Origin of the sequence: Trichlorobacter lovleyi (assembly GCF_015239775.1) — a bacterium.
GTDB classification, from domain to species: Bacteria; Desulfobacterota; Desulfuromonadia; order Geobacterales; family Pseudopelobacteraceae; genus Trichlorobacter; species Trichlorobacter lovleyi_B.
Genome location: NZ_CP058409.1, coordinates 1,131,570 through 1,156,057, shown reverse-complemented (window position 1 = coordinate 1,156,057; position 24,488 = coordinate 1,131,570). Strand labels below are relative to the sequence as shown.

General features: G+C 56.1%; 24 protein-coding genes. 21 read left to right on the top strand and 3 right to left on the bottom strand.

Going from position 1 to position 24,488, the window contains the following annotated elements:
• Positions 1-373 precede the first annotated feature (373 nt).
• On the bottom strand, positions 374-1,264 hold the full coding sequence (locus FY034_RS05260; protein WP_265554301.1) for a site-specific integrase: 891 nt from the start codon (positions 1,262-1,264) through the stop codon (positions 374-376).
• Positions 1,257-1,496, bottom strand: a complete 240-nt coding sequence (locus FY034_RS05255) for a hypothetical protein (protein WP_265554299.1) — start codon at positions 1,494-1,496, stop codon at positions 1,257-1,259. The genes FY034_RS05260 and FY034_RS05255 overlap by 8 nt, the downstream gene beginning before the upstream one ends.
• Positions 1,497-1,784: 288 nt before the next feature.
• On the opposite strand from FY034_RS05255, the gene FY034_RS05250 reads away from it, so the two are divergent.
• The 14 genes from FY034_RS05250 to FY034_RS05185 all read left to right on the top strand — a co-directional run bounded on the left by FY034_RS05250 (position 1,785) and on the right by FY034_RS05185 (position 17,868).
• Positions 1,785-2,021, top strand: a complete 237-nt coding sequence (locus FY034_RS05250; RefSeq protein WP_265554298.1) for a helix-turn-helix transcriptional regulator — start codon at positions 1,785-1,787, stop codon at positions 2,019-2,021.
• Positions 2,022-2,358: 337 nt separating this feature from the next.
• Positions 2,359-4,617 (top strand): ribonuclease R, encoded by a 2,259-nt coding sequence (gene rnr, locus FY034_RS05245; RefSeq protein WP_265554295.1) that lies wholly within the window; start codon positions 2,359-2,361, stop codon positions 4,615-4,617.
• A gap of 57 nt (positions 4,618-4,674) precedes the next feature.
• Positions 4,675-5,526, top strand: coding sequence for a twin-arginine translocase subunit TatC (tatC, locus tag FY034_RS05240; RefSeq protein ID WP_265554293.1), 852 nt, complete (start codon positions 4,675-4,677; stop codon positions 5,524-5,526).
• A gap of 181 nt (positions 5,527-5,707) precedes the next feature.
• Complete coding sequence (locus tag FY034_RS05235) at positions 5,708-6,112, top strand: RrF2 family transcriptional regulator (RefSeq protein ID WP_012469311.1); 405 nt, start codon at positions 5,708-5,710, stop codon at positions 6,110-6,112.
• Positions 6,113-6,403: 291 nt separating this feature from the next.
• Entirely contained in the window at positions 6,404-7,051 is a 648-nt protein-coding gene (locus tag FY034_RS05230) for a transglycosylase SLT domain-containing protein (protein ID WP_265554288.1), read from the top strand.
• A gap of 297 nt (positions 7,052-7,348) precedes the next feature.
• Positions 7,349-9,508 carry a methyl-accepting chemotaxis protein gene (locus FY034_RS05225; protein WP_265554286.1) on the top strand — a complete coding sequence of 720 codons (2,160 nt, stop codon included), beginning with the start codon at positions 7,349-7,351 and terminating at the stop codon, positions 9,506-9,508.
• The gene (gene trpA, locus FY034_RS05220) at positions 9,505-10,302 is read left to right on the top strand and encodes a tryptophan synthase subunit alpha (protein ID WP_265554285.1); all 798 of its coding nucleotides are present in this window, start codon (positions 9,505-9,507) and stop codon (positions 10,300-10,302) included. Before FY034_RS05225 ends, trpA begins: the two co-directional genes overlap by 4 nt.
• Positions 10,303-10,326: 24 nt before the next feature.
• Positions 10,327-11,175 carry an acetyl-CoA carboxylase, carboxyltransferase subunit beta gene (gene accD, locus FY034_RS05215; protein WP_012469307.1) on the top strand — a complete coding sequence of 283 codons (849 nt, stop codon included), beginning with the start codon at positions 10,327-10,329 and terminating at the stop codon, positions 11,173-11,175.
• A 2-nt stretch (positions 11,176-11,177) separates the two neighbouring features.
• Positions 11,178-12,464, top strand: coding sequence for a bifunctional folylpolyglutamate synthase/dihydrofolate synthase (locus FY034_RS05210; protein ID WP_265554284.1), 1,287 nt, complete (start codon positions 11,178-11,180; stop codon positions 12,462-12,464).
• A gap of 114 nt (positions 12,465-12,578) precedes the next feature.
• Complete coding sequence (locus tag FY034_RS05205; protein ID WP_265554283.1) at positions 12,579-14,648, top strand: LPS-assembly protein LptD; 2,070 nt, start codon at positions 12,579-12,581, stop codon at positions 14,646-14,648.
• Entirely contained in the window at positions 14,645-15,967 is a 1,323-nt protein-coding gene (locus tag FY034_RS05200) for a radical SAM protein (RefSeq protein WP_265554282.1), read from the top strand. The genes FY034_RS05205 and FY034_RS05200 overlap by 4 nt, the downstream gene beginning before the upstream one ends.
• 460 nt (positions 15,968-16,427) lie before the next feature.
• Complete coding sequence (lexA, locus tag FY034_RS05195; RefSeq protein WP_265554281.1) at positions 16,428-17,057, top strand: transcriptional repressor LexA; 630 nt, start codon at positions 16,428-16,430, stop codon at positions 17,055-17,057.
• A gap of 36 nt (positions 17,058-17,093) precedes the next feature.
• Positions 17,094-17,282 carry a hypothetical protein gene (locus FY034_RS05190; protein ID WP_265554279.1) on the top strand — a complete coding sequence of 63 codons (189 nt, stop codon included), beginning with the start codon at positions 17,094-17,096 and terminating at the stop codon, positions 17,280-17,282.
• A 175-nt stretch (positions 17,283-17,457) separates the two neighbouring features.
• Positions 17,458-17,868 carry a hypothetical protein gene (locus tag FY034_RS05185; RefSeq protein ID WP_265554278.1) on the top strand — a complete coding sequence of 137 codons (411 nt, stop codon included), beginning with the start codon at positions 17,458-17,460 and terminating at the stop codon, positions 17,866-17,868.
• A 13-nt stretch (positions 17,869-17,881) separates the two neighbouring features.
• Here FY034_RS05185 and FY034_RS05180 read toward each other — a convergent pair whose 3' ends face one another.
• Entirely contained in the window at positions 17,882-18,178 is a 297-nt protein-coding gene (locus FY034_RS05180) for a c-type cytochrome (protein ID WP_265554276.1), read from the bottom strand.
• Between the two features lie 210 nt (positions 18,179-18,388).
• On the opposite strand from FY034_RS05180, the gene hemW reads away from it, so the two are divergent.
• The 7 genes from hemW (at position 18,389) to FY034_RS05145 (ending at position 24,442) form a co-directional block, all read left to right on the top strand.
• Entirely contained in the window at positions 18,389-19,531 is a 1,143-nt protein-coding gene (hemW, locus tag FY034_RS05175; protein ID WP_265554274.1) for a radical SAM family heme chaperone HemW, read from the top strand.
• 57 nt (positions 19,532-19,588) lie between these two features.
• Complete coding sequence (locus tag FY034_RS05170; RefSeq protein WP_265554272.1) at positions 19,589-20,341, top strand: VanW family protein; 753 nt, start codon at positions 19,589-19,591, stop codon at positions 20,339-20,341.
• The gene (locus tag FY034_RS05165; RefSeq protein ID WP_265554271.1) at positions 20,338-20,928 is read left to right on the top strand and encodes an AMMECR1 domain-containing protein; all 591 of its coding nucleotides are present in this window, start codon (positions 20,338-20,340) and stop codon (positions 20,926-20,928) included. The genes FY034_RS05170 and FY034_RS05165 overlap by 4 nt, the downstream gene beginning before the upstream one ends.
• A 75-nt stretch (positions 20,929-21,003) precedes the next feature.
• Complete coding sequence (locus tag FY034_RS05160) at positions 21,004-21,246, top strand: DUF6364 family protein (RefSeq protein ID WP_265554269.1); 243 nt, start codon at positions 21,004-21,006, stop codon at positions 21,244-21,246.
• On the top strand, positions 21,243-21,677 hold the full coding sequence (locus FY034_RS05155; RefSeq protein WP_265554268.1) for a type II toxin-antitoxin system VapC family toxin: 435 nt from the start codon (positions 21,243-21,245) through the stop codon (positions 21,675-21,677). The genes FY034_RS05160 and FY034_RS05155 overlap by 4 nt, the downstream gene beginning before the upstream one ends.
• Before the next feature lie 91 nt (positions 21,678-21,768).
• Positions 21,769-22,323, top strand: coding sequence for a hypothetical protein (locus tag FY034_RS05150; RefSeq protein ID WP_265554267.1), 555 nt, complete (start codon positions 21,769-21,771; stop codon positions 22,321-22,323).
• 697 nt (positions 22,324-23,020) lie between these two features.
• A complete protein-coding gene (locus tag FY034_RS05145; RefSeq protein WP_265554265.1) occupies positions 23,021-24,442 on the top strand; it encodes a hypothetical protein in 1,422 nt (473 codons plus the stop codon).
• Positions 24,443-24,488: the final 46 nt, after the last annotated feature.

The window sequence follows — 24,488 nt, the reverse complement described above, 5'->3', positions numbered from 1 at the left end:
AGGTAATGAGTAAGGTTTGACAGATCTGACGGGTATCTTGTTCTTGGCTATGTGTCATGCACTCTGCTTGTTATCACGGTAATGGCAGTGATAACAGAAGAGATCAAATGATTGTTATGTTGCTCGTTAGATTCCACCATGGCGTTTATAACCATGCGGGGCTGGCACTTCTCCCCCGATTCGCATCTGTTCTGCTCGGCCAGGAGCACCGCCGACACTGTTCGCGCGGTCAATCATGTAACACTACGAAACTGCCTCCTCCTTTCTGATCGTTTTTTTCCGTTGTGCGACAACGAGGCTGGCATTCAATCCAGCGCAAATAAATAGTATGCCTCTCGATATCACAGCAACACACACCGTCAACAAAATAATATCAACGCAGATATACCTCAGTAATACTCGGCCGGAAATGCCCCATTTCCTGCGATACAACAAGCAATGCCTCCAAATAACGATAGCCTGATGACTGTAACTCATCCATGCGAGCCTGGGCGTAGCTATGACGGCATCCGTGAGCACCGGTTGACCACCCCAACGCACGTTTGCTAGCAGCCGAAAACGACGCCGACCATGCTTGTCCACCACCGATGTCGTATCTGACATCATATTTGATACCACGATCTGTTATAACCCGCGCCTGCTCAAACCGCCTAGCCTCTAGACGGTCAGCCAGGTCGGCAGGAATGAGTACGGCACGGCATAAGCCACCTTTGCCAGTCACCACGTAAAATTTGCCTTCACGGTTAGCGTATAGGTCAGTCCGCCAGGAACGATGGTTGCTCGGTTTCTGCTCTTCTATTCGACGGATGGTTAACAGCTCATGAGCCCGCAGGCCGCATGCAGCAGCGACTTCGGTGGCGACGGCATGACGCTCGGCCTGAGCAGCCGCAATGGCTGTCAACTGATCTTGAGTGTAGGCACGTCCAGACAAAGCTGTGGATAGCTCACTCTTGACACGCGGCAACTGCTCTCCGAGGGCTGCCTGGATCGCCTGTCGGTCTTGATCCAGGGTCGGTTGTCGGACCGACTCAGAACGCTCGTCTAGATAGCGCAGTGCCTTGTTGCGATCCAAGTCACGCAGACTACCCAAGCGGCTGACATTCAACCAGGCGGCAAGCCCTGACAGGGCTTGCTCATAGTTGCGAGCGGTGCCTAACGAATGAACCCGCCCAACCTCTTTGCTGCCATGACGAGCTTTGCCAATGCCTGACAGGGCTTTCACAGCATGGCGGGCTTGGCTTCGACTGGTTCGAAAACTAGTCATGGCCGTCAACCTCCGGCAACCGCGCCAGATAGCGCGAGATGGTAGATGTGGCGACCGTGCAGCGTCGCCGACGAAGCCAGATGGCAATCTCGGCCAACGTGGCTCCGGACCAGCGTAGCGTGGTAATTTCCGCCCGGTATTTGTTAAGGCGCGAGCGATAATATCGTCGCCGTCGTGCCATCTTCCTCTGCTGGCGTATCGATGCCAGCTCTGCTTTGATGTCATTCATCATTCGTGCGAGTCCTCCGTTGCGTAAAAATGCGTTGAAGGCCAGCTGATGTGTGCTCGCTGTGTCACCCGACTCTCTGACACAGCGAGCACACGACAAGTTGCGCATGCAACGAATCATCAATCAACGACACGCAACAAAACTATCAAAACAGCACAATGCTTGATGGAGAGACGATGACCATGGTATAATTATAAATGCCGCAACAGAGGGGCTAACGGGCTGGGTGTGCGACAGCGTGCGAGCTGTTGAAACAAAAAACATCTGCCCGAAACGCGACCCGAGGTGGGTATGGCAGCAGGCAGCATTGGTGGTTCAGGCGTTGTAAAGCGTGAAGGGTTTTATCGTGTGTGGGATATTCTCGGTGACGAGCAGCGGGGTATCAAACCGCTGATCCCGGTGAAAAAGTCAACATGGTGGAAAGGGGTACGGAGCGGCAGATTTCCAGCCTCAATTTGCCTGGGTGGTAAGACCACTGTCTGGCGCAAGTCAGACATACATGACTGGATCGACAAGCAAGGCCGCTAGAATCACACAGCAAGAGAGGGGTTGGTCATCAATGGCTGCCCCCTCTTCTGTTGCCCCAATCCAAACTTATCTCAAAAGTTGGGTTTTAGAGCGGGTTGATAGACAGCCTAAAAAGTGAACGGGGCCCCAGAAACGAACCAACAAACGGGGTAACTTTTGGGGTAACTACTCAAACAAAACAACAATAAACAAGGAACAATATAATGATATTAGACAATTACAACATTCAATCAAAGACCAGAAGTCGCCTCCAATATCAAAGGGGTTAGCTCATACAGCTAACCCCTTTTCCTGTTCAATCAACCATAGATTCACCCTAAAGGAAATGGTTTCTGCGATGCTCCTGCACAAAAAAGAGATACTGAACCTGCTGGCTGAAGAACCCGAGGCACTGCACTTTGCCTCACTGCTGCGCGCCTTTGGCGGCCGCCATATCAAAAATGAGCTCAAGCAGATTGTGGATGACCTGGTACGCAGTGGCGAGATCCTGCGCCTGCGGGGCAACCGTTACACCCTGCCGGGAGCCGACAACAGCGGCACCGTGCAGGGCAGCATCTCGATTCACCGCGATGGGTACGGCTTTGTCAAGCCTGAGAGCGGCGGCGAGGACATCTTTATCCCGGGCAAGAACATCAATAACGCCCTGCATGGTGACAAGGTATCGGTCAGGGCCGAGAAGAGCCGCTCCCAGCGCGGCAAGCTGGAAGGCCGGGTGGTTGCCATACTGGAACGGGCCAACAGCCGGATTGTGGGACGCCTGCAGCAAAGCAAGCGTGGCGCAACCGTGGTTCCGGAAGAACTGCGGATCGGCACCTTCTTTACCGTGCCGGCCAATGCGGTCAATGGCGCGGTTGATGGGCAGCAGGTGGTGATTGAAGTCACCGCCTGGCCGGTCGGGGGGCGCCCACCCGAAGGCAAAGTGGTTGAAATCCTGGGCTGGCCCGACGACCCTGATGTTGAAGTACAGACGGTGATCCGCAAGTTTGATCTGCCCCACACCTTTGAACCGGAGACGCTGACAGAGGCCCTGGCAATCCCCTCCCAGGTCGGCAAAAACGATCTGAAGGATCGGGTTGACCTGCGCAAGCTGCCCACCGTGACCATTGACGGAGAAACGGCCAAAGACTTTGACGATGCCGTTTCCATCAGACAGGAAGGCCAGAATTTCAGACTCTGGGTTTCGATCGCCGATGTCTCACACTACATCAAGCCTGGTAGTATGCTTGACCGCGAGGCCTACCTGCGAGGCACTTCGGTCTACTTTCCGGACCGCTGCATCCCGATGCTGCCGGAACGCCTCTCAAACGGCATCTGCTCCCTGAATCCCCACCTGGACCGGCTGACCATGACCGCCGAGATACTCTTTGACCGGCAGGGGCGGATGCTCGAATCCAGCTTCTACCCCAGCGTGATCAAGAGCGACGCCCGCCTGACCTACACCAAGGTCAAGCAGGTCATCATTGATGGCGATGAAAAAGTGCTCGAAGAGGACCGTCCCCTGGCCCCGATGCTGCTGCAGATGAAAGTGCTGGCCCTGATTCTGCAGGCGATGCGCAGACAACGGGGCAGTATTGACTTTGATCTGCCTGAACCGGAGATCATCCTCGGCCTGACCGGCCAGACCGAGGCGATCATCAAGAGTGAGCGCAACCTGGCCCACCAGCTGATCGAAGAGTTCATGCTGGCTGCCAACGAGGCCGTAGCCCGCTTTGTGTCCGGGCAGGAGATGGCATTCATCTACCGGGTCCATGAGCCGCCTGATCCAACCAAACTGACCGCCTTCCGCGACTTTATCCTGCCCTTTGGCTTTACCCTGGAGATGCAGGGAGATCGGGTGGAGCCGTCAGCCATGCAGCGCCTGATCAACGACGCAGAAGGCAAGCCGGAAGAACGGCTGGTTAACTACGGCCTGCTGCGCTGCATGAAACAGGCCCGCTATGCGGCTGAAAACCTGAAACATTTCGGTCTGGCCTCCAGCTGCTACACCCATTTCACCTCGCCGATCCGGCGCTACCCCGACCTGATTGTGCACCGCCTGCTCCGGTTGGCCCTGGAGCGCAAAGCCGGGACACTGGACAAAAAAGGACAGCGCGAACTGGATCGGATCGGCAGCACCATTTCCGAAGCCGCCGAGCATACCAGCACCCGCGAGAGGGTGGCCATGGAGGCGGAGCGGGATATTGTCGAGCTGAAAAAACTGCAGTTCATGCAGGGCAGAATCGGGCAGGAGTTTGACGGTTTTATCGCCGGGGTAGCCGGTTTCGGCTGTTTTGTGGAGTTGTCGGAGGTCTTTGTGGAAGGACTGATACACATCTCCACCCTGGCGGACGACCTCTACAGCTTTGATGAGCCAACCCACGCCCTGATCGGCCGGCGTTCCGGGCGCACCTTGCGGATCGGCGACCCTGTCCGGGTACGGGTGGTGGCGGTCAATCCCCAGGCCCGCAGGATCGAGTTTGTACTGGAAAGCCACAGCACTGTCCGCAGAGACGTGGCCACAGCCCAACCGGCTGCCACGGAGGAGTATCCACGTATCCCGATCAGGGGCAAACGCCCGGTACTGAAAGGCACCGGCAACGGAAATCGCCGGCGTTAGTTGCGCCTTTGCAACGCCTGTGCTAGCTTTGCCGGATCATCACCTACAGGAGTAATCATGTCTGAAGAACCATCCAAAGTTCTCCCCTTTATCGAACACCTGGTCGAGTTACGCAAACGCCTGATCATCATCGTGGTGGCAGTGGTCATCGGCATGGGCCTTGCCTGGAATCTGGCCGACGAGATCCTGATCTTCATGGAAAAACCGCTGACCGGTACCACCTACCTGGATACGGCCAAACAGAAGGGCTACCTGTATCTGAAGGAACACTATCCGGCCATTTATGGCCGTGCCAACCTTGAAAAGGAACTGAACAAGCCCAAGAAGCAGCATGCCCTCAACTACACGGCGCCGCTTGAGCCGTTCTTTATCCAGTGCAAGATCTCGGTGATTGCCGGCTTCGTACTGGTACTGCCGATTGTGTTTCATCAGATCTGGGCCTTCATCGCCCCCGGACTGACCCGCAAGGAGCGCAGACTGGTGGTGCCGTTTATCACCGTGGCCACCATCGCCTTCTGTATCGGTGCGATGTTTTTTCTGACCATTATCTGGCCTTTCATCATCAACTTCTCACTCTCCTACGAAACCGAGGGACTGCGCAGCTGGCTGTCACTGTCAGCTTATGTCGATTTCTGTCTGCGCCTGATCCTGCTGTTCGGTCTGATTGCAGAGCTGCCGATTATCACCCTGCTGCTTTCACGTTTCGGCATTGTCTCCTACCAGTTTCTGGCCCCCAAGCGTAAATACGCCCTGCTGGCCAGTTCGATTGTGGCCGCCTTCCACTCAGACCTGGTAACCATGTTTGTGATCATGATCCCGCTCTACCTGATGTACGAGGTCAGTGTCTGGGTAGCACTGTTCTTCGGCAAGAAAAAGGAGAATCAAACCGCCGAGCCGGAGGCCGCATAGCGGTTACGACAACGCCCCATCTCAAAAGCCGGGTCTGCATGCCGTCATATGTGGGGACGGGCGTTATGCTGTCTCCACGACACAGGAACAGCGGGGATCATGCCGGGAAGGCAACAGGACTTGACAAGTCTTTTGCCACCACGGTATAAAGGGATCATCAAAGTCCTTTTAGGAGTCCCCTATGATGGAACTGACCCGTAAGGGTGATTACGCAATACGTGGCATCATTTATCTGGCAAGTCAGCCTCCCAACAAGATTTCACTCCTCAGTGAAATCGCTGTGGCCGTGGATGTCCCCCAGACCTTTCTGGCAAAAATATTTCAACAGTTCAGCAAAACCGGTATTGTAAAATCGTTCCGCGGTACCGGCGGCGGGTTCCTGCTGGCCGGTCCCCCGGAAAGCATTACGCTGCTGCAGGTGGTTGAGGCGGTCGAAGGGCCGATCCTGCCGAACCGTTGCGTCCTGAAACCGGGTGAGTGTGAACGGGACGCTTCCTGCACCGTTCATCCCGTCTGGCGTCAGGTACAGCAGCAGGTGCGCAGCATCCTGGCAGGCATTACCCTGAAAGACCTGGCCACACTATAACATACCGTATACACTAGATTTTATCTCTTTTTCGTTGACATGCCGCATAAGTTTTGATAGAAGACGACTACAATTAAACCTGAGGGTTCAGCTTAAGTCTCGCGTCTACCAGCGGGACTTTTGTCGTTTTGCAGCCCGGTAAGAAAATTTTACCGGTAATTTCAGTATGAAAGGAGTTTGCCGGACATATCTCCCATCACTTCCGGCCCTGGTTGCCTGTCCGGCGCCATCCGCCCAGCCTTCCCCCTAAAATCTATGAAAAAACAAACTACCATCAAGAAAATCAGCTACATGAGCATTGGATTACTCCTGCTCTGGACTCCGGTACTCTTCATGGCCTGCAGCAAGGGGCCGCAACCGGCGGCCTCGCATGCCTCCCTTGACCGTGACCTGAACGAGACCTCTCTGGAAAAAGAGATCCGCAATGTCATGGAGAAGGGGATCTCTCTGGATGAGCGCAAACGCCAGGTGCCGGTGATTGAACTGGCCTTTGCCCGCCAGACCACGCCGGAGCGTGCCCGCAACCTGGCAGCTCTCTGTTATTTCAAAACCCTGGGGACCCCCTTTTCCCCTCTTGATCTGGCTGAAATCGCTCTGGCCGAGACCGGCGGACATCAGCTCTCCTCCAAGGCAACATCAAACAAAGGGGCCATCGGCGTCTGGCAGCTCATGCCCAAACAGGCCCGCAGTCACGGTTACACGCCGGAAGAGATGCGTAATGACGAAAAATGTGCCGAGGCAGCGGTGCGCACCCTGCTAAGCAAGCTGGAAGTTGCTGATGGCAACATGGACCGTGCCAAAAAGTTTTACTGCGGTGTAGGCCCCCAGGCCGATGCCTATCTGAAAAAACTCCGAACCATCCGGCAGGCACTGATTGAAGAGCTGGACCAGACCAGAGAAAAGGTCGCATTGAACGAGAAGGATAGCAGCATCCAGTAAAAGGCCTCGCCCAGTTCCTGTCCCTGCTGGTGCGCTAACCGGTTGTGCTGCAGCTGCCACCTCTCCGGAGGTGCGGCTGCAGCAGCCCACACGGTGCCCGCAAATCAGCTCTCCCGTTTGACCGTCAGAGCCGGTTCACCATCCCTGAAAAGTACCGTCCCGATGCATTCATGCACCACCTAGAATGGTCTTTTCAGCCCCCCTGACCGCCCCCTTTTCGCTTGCCCTGATCTGCTCAGCTCTGGTATAGTTCCACGGCTTTTTAAGGCACCTGCACCTCGAAAGGAACTGTTCAGCGTGGAAGGAAGCAACCCCGGTACAACCTGCTCCGGCCTGAAACTACGCACCAGGATGTTTCTGCTGTCGATGGTCTCCTTTACCGCCATCCTGGTTGTTGTGGTACTGGGAGTGATGCTGTTGAATGAGGTCAGGATCAACGGCAGCAACTACAAAACCATTCGCAACAGCAAGGACGCCCTTGAAAAGATCGCCCTGCTCAAGTCTGACATCTATCAGTTAAACGGTGAGGTGCTGGCCTTCATGGCCGAGCGTGACCGCAACGATGCCCAGGCTCTGCTGGCGAAGATCAAGGACCACACTGACGACATCGACTTCAAGTACGATGACGTCCAGGGCCTGATCGAGTCACAACAGAAGCGTGAAGCCATTATCAAGGCCGAAGCGATCTGGAACGACTATAAGAAGACCCTGCTGGAAGAGATCATTCCCTCGGTTCAGCGTAATGACATGGTACGTGCCAACGCACTGCTGAGCGGCATTCAGGAGCAACGCTTCAGCTCCTTCACCTCCACGGTGGCCCTGATGGTTGACAACCTGCGCCGTGATGTCTACCAGACGGAAAAGCAGATCACGGCCATCACCCGCAGCAAGACCATTACGACGGCTGCCGTCATCTTTATCCTGATCACCCTGATCACCGTACTTTCCACCTTTATTACCGAGTCGGTCACCCGCCCGATCAAACGTTGTGTTGATTTTGCCAAGCAGGTGGCAGGCGGCTCGCTGGAAAACCGGCTGACCATCAAGGCCTGCGGCGAGGTGGGTGATCTGGCTGCTGCCATGAACACCATGGCCGAGAACCTGCACAACATCATCATCCGCCTGAATGCCTCAACCGGCGAGCTGACCGCGATCGACCGCAACATCGAGACAGCGGCCCGCCAGGTCGTGGGGGCAACCCGGCTGCAGGAAGATGCCATCAGCGAGACCTCCCGCACGGTTGAACTGATCAACGGTTCGGTACATGAGATCTCCGACGGGGTTGATCAACTCTCCTGCTCGACCACCGAGACCTCCTCCTCGATCCTGCAGATGGCTGCCAGTATTGAGGAAGTCGCACTGAACACCGACAAGCTGGGCGAATCGGTGGATGAAGTCAGCTCCTCCGTGATCCAGATGGCGACCTCCATCAAAGGGATCGGCAATAACATCACCAGCCTGCTGGATGCCTCAACCACCACCGCCTCCTCGGTTGCCGAGATGGATGCCACCATCCGCCAGGTGGAGAAAAATGCCATGGATACGGCGATCATCTCGGAAACCGTCAAGACCGATGCTGCAAACGGACTGAAATCGGTACAGGAGACGATTGTCGGCATGCAGGAGATCCGGCGGGCCTCCCGGATTACGGCCGAGGTGGTGGAACATCTCTCCCTGCGTGCCCATGATATCGGGGCGATCCTGTCGGTGATAGACGAAGTGGCCGAGCAGACCAACCTGCTGGCCCTGAATGCCGCCATCATCGCAGCCCAGGCCGGTGAGCACGGCAAAGGGTTTGCCGTGGTGGCGGATGAGATCAAGGAACTGGCCGAGCGCACCTCGACCTCAACCCGTGAAATTGCCCAGGTCATCACCGGCGTCCAGGAGGACACCGGTCGCGCTGTGGCGGCCATCAATCAGGCTGAACTGGCCATCGGTGCCGGTGAAGAGCTGTCTGAACGTTCCGGCGCCGCCCTTGAAAAGATTGTGGCCGGTGTCCGTCAGGCCGGTCTGCAGATTGATGCCATTGCCCGTGCCACGGTGGAGCAGGCCAAGGGCAGCCAGAGCATCCGGGTTGCCATGGAGCAGGTTGAAGAGATGGTGGAACAGATGGCCAACTCTGCCCGGGAGCATAGCCGGGGCAGTGACCTGATCACCGTTGCGGTGGAGCGGATGCGGGAGATGACCGGACAGGTCCGTGGTTCCACCAGAGAGCAGAGCAAGACCAGCGCCCTGATTGCCAAGGCTACTGAAGATATCACCGTCATGATCGACCGTATCCGGGAGGCCTGCGGCGCCCAGACCGTACACAGCCGTTCCATTGACCGGATGGTTGAAAACATCCGCCAGTCATCTGCCACCACCTCCCAGGCTGCGCAGGTCATGAACAGTGCCGTTACCGGACTTTCCCATCAGATAGATCAGCTTGAAAAAGAGATGTCAGGATTCAAGATATGAAAAGTCGTATCCATAACCGTTTCACACAACTGCACAAGCAGGGCGGCAAGGCCCTGGTCACCTTTATCACCGCCGGGGACCCCGATCTGGCCACCACCGCAGCCCTGCTGCCGCGCATGGCAGAGGCCGGTGCCGACATCATTGAACTCGGCATCCCGTTTTCCGACCCGATGGCTGACGGCCCCACCATTCAGCGGGCCTCGGAGCGGGCTCTGGCGCAGGGTGTCACCCTTGAGGCGGTCCTGGCGATGGTCAGCCAGGTCAGAGAACAGGTTTCGGCACCGATTGTGCTGATGGGCTACAGCAACCCGATCTACTCCTATGGCTGGCAGCGTTTTGCCCAGGATGCCGTGCAGGCTGGTGTTGACGGCCTGTTGCTGGTGGATCTGCCGCCAGAAGAGGCCGGCGAACTGCTGCCGGCAGCCAGGGCAGCCGGACTTGAGATCATCTTCCTGCTGACCCCCACCTCGGATGCAACCCGGGTCACGCAGGTCAGCCGCTGTGGCAGCGGTTTTCTCTATTACGTTACAGTGACCGGAGTTACCGGTGCCCGGCAATCCGTCTCCACCAGCCTTGAGCATGAGCTGCAGACGGTACGCAGTACCATCAAGCTCCCGGTTGTGGCCGGTTTCGGTATCTCCACCCCGGAGCAGGCAGCCCAGGTGGCAGCCGCCGCCGACGGCGTCGTGGTCGGCAGCGCCATTGTCAAACTGTTTGAACAGCACCGGGGCGAGCAGTTGCAGAACGAAGTAACCGGATTGATCAGATCTTTAAAACGTGCCATTACGCCGTAAGATTTTTTTCCGAGAGGATATTCCATGAGCTGGTTCAAGCGTGACAAGACAGGGATAGAAAAAAGCAGCACCAAGCATGTCAAGGTGCCGGAAGGACTCTGGACAAAGTGTCCGGGCTGCAGCGAATCCCTGCTCACCAAAGAGATTGAGGACAACCTGCAGGTCTGCCCCAAATGCGGACACCACTTCAGAATCGCCACCCGCAAGCGGCTGCAGGCGTTGCTGGACAACGGCAGCTGGCAGGAATTCGACGCAGAAATGACCTCGATCGACTTCCTGAACTTCAAAGACACCAAGAGCTATCAGGAACGGATCAATGCCACGGTTGCCAAGGGCGGTTCCCGCGATGCCGTGATCTGTGTTGAAGGCAGCATTGAAGGTATTGCCACCCAGGTTGCCATCTTTGACTTTGCCTTTATGGGCGGCAGTATGGGCAGCGTGGTGGGGGAAAAAATCACCCGATCAATCGAGCGCGGCCTTGAAAAGAAGCAACCGGTGATCGTGATCTCCGCCTCCGGCGGGGCCCGGATGCAGGAGTCAATCCTGTCACTGATGCAGATGGCCAAGACCTCTGCCGCCCTGGCCAAGCTGAAGGCCGCCGGCCTGCCGTTTATCTCGATCCTGACCGATCCCACCACCGGCGGCGTCACCGCCAGCTTTGCCATGCTGGGTGACCTGAACATTGCCGAGCCCAAGGCATTAATCGGCTTTGCCGGACCGCGGGTCATTGAACAGACCATCCGCCAGAAGCTGCCGGCCGGATTCCAGCGTTCCGAGTACCTGCTTGACCACGGTATGGTTGACATGATTGTCTCACGGCTTGAGATGCGCAGCACCCTGGGCCAGATCCTGGCCATGCTCACCAAGCAGTAGGCGTGCCCGCTTCACAGCAGCTTTCCCGGCTTTTTGGCCGGCGACGTTTCAACATCAAGCCGGGACTTGAACGGATCACGGCCCTGCTGGAGCGCCACGGTCACCCGGAACGCTCCTTTGCCGCCATTCATGTTGTCGGCACCAACGGCAAAGGCTCCACCGCCGCATTTCTAGCTGCCATCATTGAACAGGCCGGTTATCGCACCGGCCTGTTTACCTCTCCCCATCTTGTCAGCTACACGGAACGATTTCGGGTTAACGGGGTTGATTGCGCACCTGCACAACTGGAGCGGCTCATCCAGGACCTGCTTGAACAGGCCGGCCCGGATGACACGTTCTTTGAACTGACCACCGCCCTGGCCTGCCACTGGTTTGCCAGGAACACGGTCCAGCTGGCCGTACTGGAAGCCGGCATGGGAGGGCGCAGTGATGCCACTGCTGCGGTAGCGGGCATAGCCACGGTCATCAGCCCGATTGCCCTTGATCATTGTCAGTGGCTGGGCAGCGACCTGCAGTCCATTGCAGCGGAGAAGGTTGCCATTGCCAGACCGGGTAGCCCGGTTATCTCTGCAGCACAACCGCCGGATGTGCTGGCGGTGATTGAGGAGTACTGCCGGAGAAACAACAACCGGCTCCTGCTGGCAGGCCGGGACTTCGATGCAACCCGCAACGGGGCTGACACCGGCCTGACCTTCACCAGCCGCTCCGGCAGTCTGTCCGATCTGCACCCCAGCCTCCACGGCAGCTACCAGACCGGCAACGCCGCCCTTGCCCTGGCCGCAGCAGAGCAGCTGGCAACGCTCGGTTTTCCCATTTCCGGGCAGGCCATGCAGGACGGTCTGGCCACGGCACGCTGGCCGGGCCGCCTTGAACGGCTCACATTGGCAGACGGTCCCGAACTGCTGTTGGATGGCGCCCACAACCCGGCAGGTGCGCAGGCCCTGGCAACGGCGTTGCAGGAGCTTGGTGAGCGCAGGGTCATCCTGTTGTTGGGGATGATGGAGGACAAGGACCTGCAGGGCGTATTGCAACCATTGCTGCAGCAGGTTCAGCAGGTTATAACGGTCAGCCCCGCGCAGGAACGCGCTCTTCCGGCCACCGAGCTGGCTGCCAGCTGCAGGGCGGCAGGCACCCCGGCCACAGCCGCAGACTCGGTTGCAGCCGGTCTTGAGGCGGCGCAGGCAGCAGCCGGCCCCGGTGATCTGATCGTGGCTGCCGGCTCACTCTTTCTGGTGGGTGAACTCAAGGCGCTGCTGGCCGGTAGCCCCTGTGAAGCGGTGCGAGGGTAGTTCATCGCCATGCAGACTCAAAACTCGTATGCTGTACCTCCGGTTCCTGCCCAGGGATGGTGACGAGCCAACCAAGTGAGCGCCGTGCAATGAAACCGGAATAAGGACCTTATCTTGAAACTACGTACCTGCATCCTCATACTGCTCCTGCTGATGCCGGCCCTGTTGCAGGCTGCCGAACAGACTGCCGCACCGGGCATGGTTATCCGCGCCGATGTCATGAACCATGACGCTGCCAGCGATCAGATCAAGGCCAGCGGCAAGGTTGAGATGATCTGGCAGGACATGACCATGACCGCCGATGAGGCCACCTTCAACCGCAGCAACCAGACCCTGGTGGCCCGAGGCAACGTCCATCTGGTCAAGGCCGGCGACACACTCTGGGGTGATCAGCTGGTGCTGGACACCGAGACCGGGCGGGCGGAGATGGAGAACGGCCATATCTTCATGGCCCAGGGCAACTTCAGGGCTGACGGTCGACAGGTCGCCAAGACCGGTGATGATGATTATGCCCTGCGGGACGGCGGTCTGACCACCTGCGATGCAGCCGTTCCCAGCTGGAAATTCGGGGCATCGGAACTGGATGTCGCCCTGGAGGAGTTTGCCACCGGCAAACATGTCATCTTCTATGTCAAAGATATCCCGGTCTTCTACTTCCCCTATATCATCCTGCCGGTCAAGCGCGAGCGCCAGTCCGGCTTCCTGTTCCCCAAATTTGGCAACTCCTCAAAGCGCGGTGCCGCCGTTGACATCCCCTTCTACTGGGCCATCTCACCTTCGCAGGAGGCGACCGTTAACCTGGATGTCCAGACCAAACGGGGGGTCGGCCTGGGGCTTGACTACCGCTACAAACTCAGCCGCAGCAGTGAAGGCTCGCTGGGCGGCTACCTGATTTACGACAACAACGAGAACAAGGAACGGGGCCAGCTGGTGCAGTTCCACAAAGAACTGTTCTCAGACAGTTTTTCCCTGATCAGCAGCCTTAACCTGACCAGCGACCGCAACTTCCTGGCCGACTATGGCGAAAAAAGCGGTGAGTACAACCGGCAGTACTATGATTCGCGGATCGTACTGACCAAATTCTGGGATCACTGGCTGACCAGTGCCCAGACCATCTATACCCAGGATTACTACACCGGCAGCAACACCGCCACCCTGCAACGTGCGCCGGAGCTGTCACTGTATGCGGTCCGGGAACCGCTCCCCTACATCCCCAACCTCTATTTTGACCTGGACCTGCTGGCCACCAACTACTACCGTGAAAAAGGGGCCGATGGCCAACGGGCCGTGCTGGAACCGCGCCTGACCTCAACCAACAGCCTGTTGGGCGGCCGGCTGAACCTCTCCCTGTTCGGCAGCCTGCAGGTGCGGGGCTACAACACCAACCGGGTCGATCCCGGCCTCAAGGACGATCAACTGCTGGCCATACCAAAGGCCGGGGCCCAGATCAGCAGCTCCTTCAGCCGGGTCTTTGACGCCTCATTCCTTGATCTGCAGCGCCTGCGCCATGAGCTGGTTCCCACCCTCTCCTATCTCTACGTCGGAGAGAAGGACCAGAGCAGTGTGCCGCTCTTTGACCAGCTGGACCGGCTGAATGCCCAGCAGACCCTGGCACTCTCCCTTGCCAGTCACCTGGGCGGCCGGATAGCCAAAAAGGAAGGGGCAGCAGAATACCGCAACCTGATGACCCTGCGCTTGTTGCAGAACTACAGCCTGAGCGGCAGCCGTACCGACCTGTTGACCCTGACCGATGATTCCCGGCGTTGGGGCGATCTGACCCTGGAGAGTGAGACCTGGGTACACCGCTCTGTCCGGCTGCTGGCAGATCTCCGCTACAGCCATTATGACCACCGTATCTCCAGCACCGCCAGCGGCGTTGAATACAATGATCTGCGCGGCAATGCGGCCCGGATCAGCTACCGGATGGTTGACCGTCAGCTTGACTACCTTGAAGGCGGTGCAAGCATCGCCCTGACCAGGCCGCTCTATGCGACCTACACCACCCGCTACTCATTTGATAAACATGACTTCCTTGAATCCTACTACGCCCTTGAGTTCCGCCATCAGTGCTGGAGTGTGACCGCCGGCTACCGCGAACGCCCGAACGACAGGGCCTGGACCGTCAACTTCAACCTTACCGGTCTGTTCGGCATCGGCAACAACCCCACAGGAGGCGCACGATGAAACGCCCCCTGCCCAAACTGGTCTACGCCGATGCCCAGGGCCAGATCTACGACCACCCCTTCCTGACCATGGCCGGTATGAGTGGCCCGGAAGCGGTTTTACCGGAGCAGGTTGAACTGATCCCGCTACCGGAAGGCAGCCGCCTCTTCACCATTCCCGGCACGCCGCCGATCGCCTGGGACAACCGCGCCAAACGGTTTACCACGGTGGAAAAGGCGCCCGGTATCAGGGGCAAACTGCAGGCGGTTTCCGCCTTCATGGCGCCGGGCTTTGCCCGCACCCTGCTGCCGGCCTGTGATTACAGCAAAAAGCAGGTGCTGCTGCCGCTCTGGTCCTATACCGCCGTGGGCTGGGATGAGGCGCAGGATTGCTTCGTGGTGGCCGCCACCAGAGTTGACAGCAATACCAACTGGAACCCGGAAAACTACGATGACCGGCTGCTGGATCCACTGGTGCGACAGCGGCTGGCAGAACAGCCGGACAACCGCCTGCTGGAACAGCTGGCCCGCTGTGCCATCGACTACCACTGCTTTGCTGCCAAGAACCTCTTCTTCCGCCGCTGGGAGGCGCCGCTACCCACTTCACCGGTCTGCAACTCGGCCTGCCTGGGCTGTATCTCGCTGCAGGCGTCGGAGTGCTGCCCCTCCAACCACGACCGGATCAGTTTTGTACCCACACCGGAAGAGATCATTGAGCTGGCCCTGCCCCATCTGGAACAGGCCGAACAGGCGATCGTCTCCTACGGACAGGGCTGCGAAGGGGACCCGATCATGCAGGCCCCCACCATCGCCGAGGCAACCCGCCGTCTCAAGGCAGCCACCTCACGGGGCACGATCAACTTCAACTCCAACGGTTCCCTGCCGGAGCGGATAGAGGAGTTGTGCGACGCCGGCATGGACTCCTTCCGTTTCTCGCTCAACTCGGTCCTGGAAGAACGCTACAACGCCTACTACCGGCCTAAAGGGTACAGCTTCGACAACGTTATCCGCTCCCTCAAGATCTCCAAGCAGGCCGGCCGCTTTACCATGGTCAACTACCTGATCTCCCCCGGCGTGACCGATGCACCGGAGGAGGTGGCGGCACTGAAACGCTTCGTGGCTGACACCGGGGTGGATATGCTGCAACTCAGAAACCTGTCCATTGATCCTGATCTCTACAACCGGGCCATGCAGGCCAACGGCCGGGGGATCGGCATGCACCGTCTGCTGACTGAGCTGAAGCAGGAGTTCCCGCAGCTCCAGTTTGGCTACTACAACCGCACCAGAGAAAACTTCTTCCCGCCCGGCTTTGAAAAGGGCTGGCCAATCTCAAGCAGCTAACAGATTCAGCACCATCCAGGTGCTCGTCACCAGGGCTGCCGGTCATGCCGTGCAGTGCACGACAAGCCGGCAGCCCTTACCCCTCCGGTACCATTCCGATTCAAGCTCACCACTACCGCCTTAGAGACGGGGAGTCTGTCGCAGCCCCGCGCCTTGCACTGCTTCAGCCATGATTCTCCCAGGCCGTGCTGACAGGCCATCCTGACTCCACTGCCAAACCTGCTACCGCCACCGTCACCTGCTGCAACAGCTATCTCCTTTACAACCACTTCCAGCATGGAACTCCCCGCCCCTCCAGCCGACAGCCGCGGGCTGTTGTTGTTCACCCTGCAGGTCGTCCCCTGCTCGTGTCTGTCTTCACAGTCCATTCCCGGCTCTTCTCAACAATCCCGGCGGCTTGCCCATGGCGCTCAGCTCATTTTGGTATTGACATCCGTACAAAATCATATATGGTAGTCATATGAATACCTATGAAGGCAAACCCCAACAGGAACTGACTCAGCGCCAGAAACAGGTGCTGCAGTTCATTACGTCATACACGGATGACAACGGCTTTCCGCCCAGCCAGCGCGAGATCGCCAGCCACCTGAATGTCTCGGGCACGCTGCCGGTCATGAAGCATCTCGGGGCATTGGAGCGCAAAGGCTACATCAAGCGGGAGAGTGTCAACCGGGGCATAGCCCTGGTGCGGCCGGCCAACCGTTCAGTATCTCTGCCGGTGGTAGGTGTCGTGCGGGCTGGGCACCTTGCCCCTGCAATTGAAGATATTCAGGGGCACTTCGCGGTGGATCCGATGGCGGTCAAGGGAGAGGACTGCTTCTTTCTGCGGGTAAGTGGTGATTCCATGATCAATGCAGGCATCCTGGACGGCGATCTGGCAATGGTACGACCGCAGCAGACTGCCGGCAACAAGGATACCGTGGTTGCCATGATTGATGGTGAAGTGACGCTGAAATGGTTCTACCGGGAACGGGACCACATCCGGCTGCAACCGGCAAACCCGAACATGGAACCGATCATCATCCGCCCGGAGGATGGCGAGCTGAGCATAGTCGGCAAGGTAATCGGCGTGTACCGCCGGATGAACTGACCCAAGAGACCAACAAACCTTTCAGGAGCGTGAACAATGGAACCGATCGTCCTATTTGGAGTAGTGATACTTGTTTTTGGATTGTGGCTGGAGTTTGAACCGGTAATTGAACGGATTGGCACGCTGATCTGCAGTAACACCATCGTGACACGACTGGCCGCTTCATTGGCCGAGCAACGGCCCTCCTACGGAGCCAATACATGGGTGGAACGCAAGGCAGGCTAGCAACAGGCCGCTTTTAAAACATCGCGCAGCCTCTCCAAGACACAGCTGAACAGTGCATGGCAAAAGCGGCTTTGATTTTGAGGGCCAGAACTGCTACTGTCGTTCCGGCTACGGCAACCGGAGCAAAACGTCTTCCTGCCTGTTTTTGAAACCGGCCGGCAATCAGGGGGTGGTCATGACACCAAAGATTTCTCAGCTGGCAGCAGTTTTCGGACTGTTTCTGACACTGACCGCATCACCGCTTATTGCAGCAGAACCGGTCAGCATCCAGGTCGCAATGCCGTCACTGACCTGCGGCAAGGATGGTCTGGAACCAAACGAATGCATCCTGAACGGCATGATGCGGTTGCGCGGTGCAGAGAGCCTGAACGGTCCGCTGCGCTACTTCTGTGACGTGCGCTACAGTTATATTGCTGCGGGGAATGAGAGCCAGGCCATCCGCTTTACCGGACGGGTCCTGTTTCATGGTGAGGAAAAACTGGTTCAGGGGCGTGCCAAACGTGAACTGGCAGAGAAACTCACCCTGAAGCTGTCCAGTAACGCCAGACAGATTGAGGTGAGCGAAATCGGCTGCGAACGGGAGTAGCCGCTACGCGTTGTTATTTAAGCGTCTTCAGGTAGGCCATCAACGCCTGCATCTCAGCGGCCTCAAGGGTGGCAAAGGAAGGCATGGAGGTACCGGGATGGGACTTCTTGGGGTAGGCCACCTTGGCCTGCAGCTGGGCCTCTGACATACGGGCAGCCACCTTGCTCAGATCAGGGCCGATCGCCCCGCCCCGCCCTCTGACCACATGGCACATGGTGCATTTGCGGTTAAACAGCTTCTCACCAGGCATATCTGCCCAGGCCAGCCCGGACAACAGTATGGACACCAACAGCACCAGACCTGATCTCATGACACCTATCCCCGCTTTCACTCTTTTTACAAACTGTAGCCTGCCGGCCATTAGATTGCAACAGCTTAAAAGCCCTGTAAAAAACGTCATGAGGATGGCTGGATGCCAGGCGCACGGCGCGCAGCGACCGAGACATACCACAGCAGGTAGGCAGGGAAGCGAGCACCGCGCAACGCAGCAGACAGCCACCGCAGTAGTTTTTTCTGCCTGATGTTCTCCCGTCTCTACCTGCATATCCCCTGGTGCCTCAGCAAATGCGGCTATTGTGCCTTCAGCTCCCGGCCGCTTGAACCGCACCAGCTGGAGCAGACCTGCAGTCTGCTGCTGCAAGAGATGGAACTGGCAGCCACGGCCTATCCCCTCAACCAGCCGCTCCGCTCCCTCTACTTTGGCGGCGGCACCCCTTCCCTGCTGACGCCTGAACAGGTCAGCCGTCTGGTCACCCACTCACGGGATCTGTTTGGTCACAGCGACACGATTGAGATCACCCTGGAGGCCAACCCCGGCACGGTCAGCCTTGACTCGCTGACCGGCTATTGCCAGGCCGGAGTGACCCGGCTTTCGCTGGGGGCGCAATCCTTCAACGACATGATGCTGCAAACCTTGGGTAGGCGGCACACCTCAGCCGAAACCCGCAGCAGCTTCCAGTTGGCGCAGCAGGCCGGTTTCAACAGCATCGGCCTGGACCTGATCTGCGGCCTGCCGGGCCAGGAGATGGCTGCCTGGCGCCAGGATCTGGCAGCAGCGCTGGCGTTGCAGCCGGATCATCTCTCCATCTACGGCCTGACCATTGAGGAGGAGACCCCCTTTGCCGGGCGCTATCCTGCAGGTTCACCAGAACTGCCGGACCATGACCTGTCCGCAGACATGCTTGAAGAGGCTGATAACCGACTGGGCGCTGCCGGCTACGAACATTACGAGATCGCCAACTTTGCCCGCCCAGGCTGTCGATCTCAGCACAACTGCGGCTACTGGCAGCGGGACGGGTATCTTGGGATCGGGCCTGGTGCCCACTCCTTTCTGCGCCAGGGCTGGGGCCTGCGCTGGGGCAATCAGGGCGTTTTTGAGACCTGGGCTGCTGCCATCCAAAACAACAGGCTTGCAGCAACCGAACAACAGGAGCTGACCCGTGAGGATGCCCTGTCTGAGCATATCTTCCTGGGGCTGCGCATGGCAGACGGTATCAGCCTTAACGGTTTTGCAGAGCAATTTGGCGAACGCGTGGAGCAGCGTTTTGCAGAAGCGATCCACCAGCTGCAACAAGCCGGATTGCTGAGCTGCAGCCGGGACCGGCTCTGCCTGACCAAGCGGGGAATGCTGCTTTCCAATCAGGTCTTCGTGCGTTTTCTCTAAACTGTGCTATAAGATCTTCATGATCCCCAATCACCCCGTATACCGGACATGGCGGCCATGAAGAGCATTCCTGCCCTCTTCCTGTTCCTGCTGTTTTTCTGCATCGGCCAGCCAGCCCTGGCTGCTGATGATGCCTTCAGCCATATCTGGGGTGGCTTCAGCACCTCACTGCAACTTCGCTCAGACCAGCAACGCCACAACACCGCCACCGCAGCCCGCGACCTGGACCGGCTGATCATTGCACCGGGTGAGACCTTCAGTTTTAACGAGCGGGTCGGCGCCCGGGACACCGGCAAGGGCTACCAGGCTGCACCGATCATCACGGCATCGGGACTGCTGGAGGATATCCCCGGCGGCGGCATCTGCCAGCTGGCCTCCACCATCTATAACGCCGGGCTCCTGGCCGGCATGCAGGTGGTGGAGCGACACCCCCACTCCCGTGCTGTCGGCCATGTACCGCCGGGCCGGGATGCCACCATCGCCTCCTGGCGTAAAGACCTGAAACTGAAAAACCCCTTTCCCTATCCGTTGCAACTGCGCATTGCCCTGAACCGGAACCGTCTGACCACGTCATTGTATGCCCCGCTTGAAAAACCGTTCACCACAGAGCTGAACGTCAGCCGGACCAGGCTGGTGCCGGACACCGTGGTGGTGGGCAGCAATGCCGCCACACCGCAACAACAGGGGGCCAGCGGGTTTTCCACCGAAACCAGACGGATCATCAGGGAAAACGGACAGGTACGGGATGAGCTGATCTCCCAGGACATCTACCCGGCCCCCAGCCGGGTGGTGACAGGGACCAGGCCATGAAAGGCAGATTGGCACTGCTCACCCTCTGCATCTGTCTGCTGACGCTGCCCGCTTCCGGCACAACCTTCAGCCTGCCGGACCGGACCGCCCTGCTGGAGTATGCCAGGGAGGTCATGGTCAGCCATCTGGAAAAGCAGCCCGCACCCGGCCCACCGGCGATCACCGCTGGTTCCCAGCGGGCCTGTTTTGTCACCTTCTTTGTCAAGCGCCAGGTCATGGCCTGTTTTGGCAGTTTTACTCCGCGCCACACCACCCTGTTTGATGAGATCAGCGACAACATCCGGCTGGCCCTGAAGAATGACCGTCGTGCAAGCCGCTTAACCCCGGAACTGGCCCGCTCTGCCAGTATCCAGATCACCTTTCCCGGCCAGCCCCAACCGGTCAGCGATTGGCGTCTGGTTGATCCACAGCAGGAAGGCTTATTGGTGGAGGCATCGGATGGCCGCGGGGTGGCGATTGTGCCGGGTGAGGCCCGCACCGCACACTATGCCTGGCGCTCTGCCCTGCAACGCCTGGGATTAAGCGAGCGCAGCAGCGGGGTCAGACTGTACCGGTTCAAGGCGGAGTATATCAGGAGTCAGGAATAGAGACCGGATTGACACGAACAAGCCACAGACGTATACTTTAAACAAAACAATACGTCTATTTATTTGGAGGCTACCATGCAAACCAAACTCACTCTTCGTCTTGAAGATCAACTAATTGAACAGGCTAAATCCTACGCAGCACAAGCCGGGAAATCTGTATCGCAGATCGTTGCAGACTACTTCAAGCTGCTCACTACTCAGAAAGCCAAAACCAACACACCTTCAACACCAATAACGCAATCACTTCGGGGGTTATTGCGGGAATCAAAGCTGGATGAAAAGGATTACAAAAAATATCTGGAGGAAAAACACCTTTGAAAATACTCCTGGATACAAACATCGTCCTTGATCTGCTGATGGACCGCATGCCATTCGCGGATGCCGCAGCAGAACTGTTTTCAAAGGTGGAAGACGGAAGCGCCACCGGGTACTTGTGCGGCACGACAATCACGACCGTCTATTATCTTGCAGCAAAAGTGGTAGGTACACCAAAGGCACAGGAAGAACTGAAAAAACTGCTGAGTCTTTTTGAAGTAGCCCCTGTTAACCGACCTGTCCTCCAGTCAGCACTTGCCGCTGGTTTTGGCGATTTTGAAGACGCAGTAATTCATGAATCTGCCGGTCATGTCGGAGCTGAAGCCATTGTCACCCGCAATCAGAAGGATTTTAAAAAGTCAAAAATACCGGTGTATTCTGCGGAGGAGGTGGTAAAAGTACTGTCCTTGAAAGCAGTATCGAGTGAACCATAGGCAGTGCCTGGGCTTTGCTCCATCAGCACACCCGCAGGCCGCCAATAGAGTAATACTGTAGGATAACAGATTGGATTATCAGGAGAAATCAATGAACTATTTTTTGCTGTTTTTACTTTTGCTCAGTACCCCGGCCTTTGCGGGCGGCTACTATGAGCCACACATTGACACCTATGATCCAGCTTCAGGTTTGTACTACAAAGCGGTGCAAGATCACACCACAGAGGGTGGCTTTCTCAGCAGCAAATCATCACGCAATACGGCAACCAACATCAATATATTTGACCCTGCAAACGGAACATCAACGCTCTTGTTTAAAGCGCCAAAGAAGGAAGGAATTCCAATTATTATCTTTGAGACAGGGTTCAAGAATGGTGAAATGGAATTCAACGCATCACACTCCAATCTAGTCATGAACAACAGTCGTATCAGTAAGCGAGAACCGAAAAACAAGCTTCTTATCGGCATACGCAGCGCGGATTCAAAAGAGACAACCTTGTTTGTATCAGACAAGAGAGGAACCGGCCTAAAGAAGCTGGTCTCTGTTCCGGTCACAGCGGATTGGCATATTGATGTAAAAAATTCAAAACTACGTGTCGTGCATCAGACAGGAAAAGGTGTACGAATTGAAAGCTATGAGTGGTGACGCAACACACAAAGCAAATGGCCGCAAAGGAACGCAAAGATCACAAAGAATTTCGTTGCTATTCAGCATCGGCATCATAACTCCCCCTGTCCCCCTCTTATGCTTAAGAGGGGGGATGCTTCGATGGTGTATCGTCGCTACTGTTGCAAAGCCCTGATTGTGCGTCCCTCCCCTTAGGTAAGGGGAGGACAGGAGGGGTTAAAAACAGACAGGCTGAGCTGGATAGTTACAGAATTCCAAACTTTTATCGCGGGTTTAAGTCAGTGCGGCATGGTGTTTGGGGTACTGTTTCTATCTGCCCGTTTTTCCTTTATCTCTTTGCGCTCTTTTGCGGCAAATGAAGGTTTTCCAGGATTAATGGCTGAAACAACCGGCAAGAAGATCGGCAGCATGCCTTTATAAGGTTGTAGTTTTGTAAATATGGGAAGTGTCCCTAGTATTTCCTTGGTGACACTACCCTTTCGCTGCATCGTGAGGTTACAGCGGTTACACTGGATGAATATTTATGCGGTTGCCAGAACGACTGGAAACATACAAACCGGTAGGATAAATGTTCCATTTGGGAGGTTGAGCGGTTTACGCGCGCACGCGCGCGAACCGCTCAATAAGAAGTTAAAAAAATAAGTCTTAAAAGAAGATTATTCTTACGCAATTTTTGAAAAATTACCACTTGAGGTTAGGGTCAGCGGAGACAGTCATGAGTTATGTAAGATTACGCGGCCTTGCACAAAAATCCAAGGGATCGAACATTGGGATTCTATCAGAAAATACCGGCTATTCCTTTGTCTTGGATGGCAACGATCTTGTTATCCCTGAATACGATGAGCAATTAAAGAAAGGCCCCCCTCCAGTTTTAAAAACAGAGTCTAAACCAATTTCGCTCTCTCGTGAAAATCATCAGCAAATCGCAGAAATCTATGTCGAAAAATATATGCTGCCCAAATTTGAAAAAATGGAACCATTGAAGCAAAAAATAGTGGTTCCAAGTAACTTTGGTATCTTCAGCAATATCCAAGCTAATTCGCACGAGTTTTTCTTTTCAAGCACTCCCACAGAGACAAGGAAATCATTAATTGAGAAGGTCTTGCCTTTTATGTATGACGAAATGAAGGCTAAGGCAGTATTCCCGCTCACTTGCGAAGTTAATTACCAACAGGGAATGATATCTATTTATAGACTTGTAGCAGGAATTAATCAGTTTGGTGCTGAACACATTGCAAGACGGATAGATGAAAAACTCAATTTTATGGCACTTGTCCCAACGCCAGCTAGTATTGCCACGTATCCTGAAGCACTCTTGATGTTTTCCCCCTTTTCGGTCACCTTTCCGTTTGGAAAAGTTGCATCGCACTTGCATTTCTTGCATGAAAATTTGTGGCACTTCCCTTACCTAGGCACCCAAGGTATCTTCGAATTGCTAGCATCGAGCCATAACCCTGTGCCAGTCGAATACATAAAAGATTTCCTGAATCTCGACGAATTGCGATCATATGGTGCCAGAAAATATTACACTGAGTGCATAAACGGAATTAACAACTTGATGAGTCACTTAAACGACCCTTTAAAGTTTGTCACTAGTAACGGAGATCTCGATTATCTCAGCGCCTTAAAAGCGCAAAGTTCAATTCATATGATGTTTTCCGATATGATCGCTATCAACTTCACAAATAACAGCAATACTAAGTTGAGACATGCTCTTGCATTTCTCGATAAGCTGGCGAATCTAGCCGTGGCGTTTAATCATATTGAAAAGAAAGAGATAAAAAAGGCAGAGGCAGCGGCATTTGAAGGCTTTTTTAGACCGCAATTCGGAAAATCTTTGGCTTCCATGCTTAAACATCATCTCAAACCTGTTTACGATAAACTTGGAAAGCACATGTCTAAGGCTGTTTTGTCTCTTTATGAAAAGCTTGAGGAAGGAGATAAAACTGGGGAGAACCTGATTCGAACAATTAGAAACACTCAGCACGGACCATACCTCAGCGGTAATCAGTTCGAAAAAATCTTCTTCAGCGACTACAAAATCCCGTACGAGCTCGTTTATCTCCCAATTTTAATGATGTGGGGATTGATGCTTGATTACGAAGGCTTCTTAAAGACAAGCTTTCAAAATAGATAGATGCCGTTTTTTCAACCAAGTGTAACACCGGCCAAGCCGGTGCGCT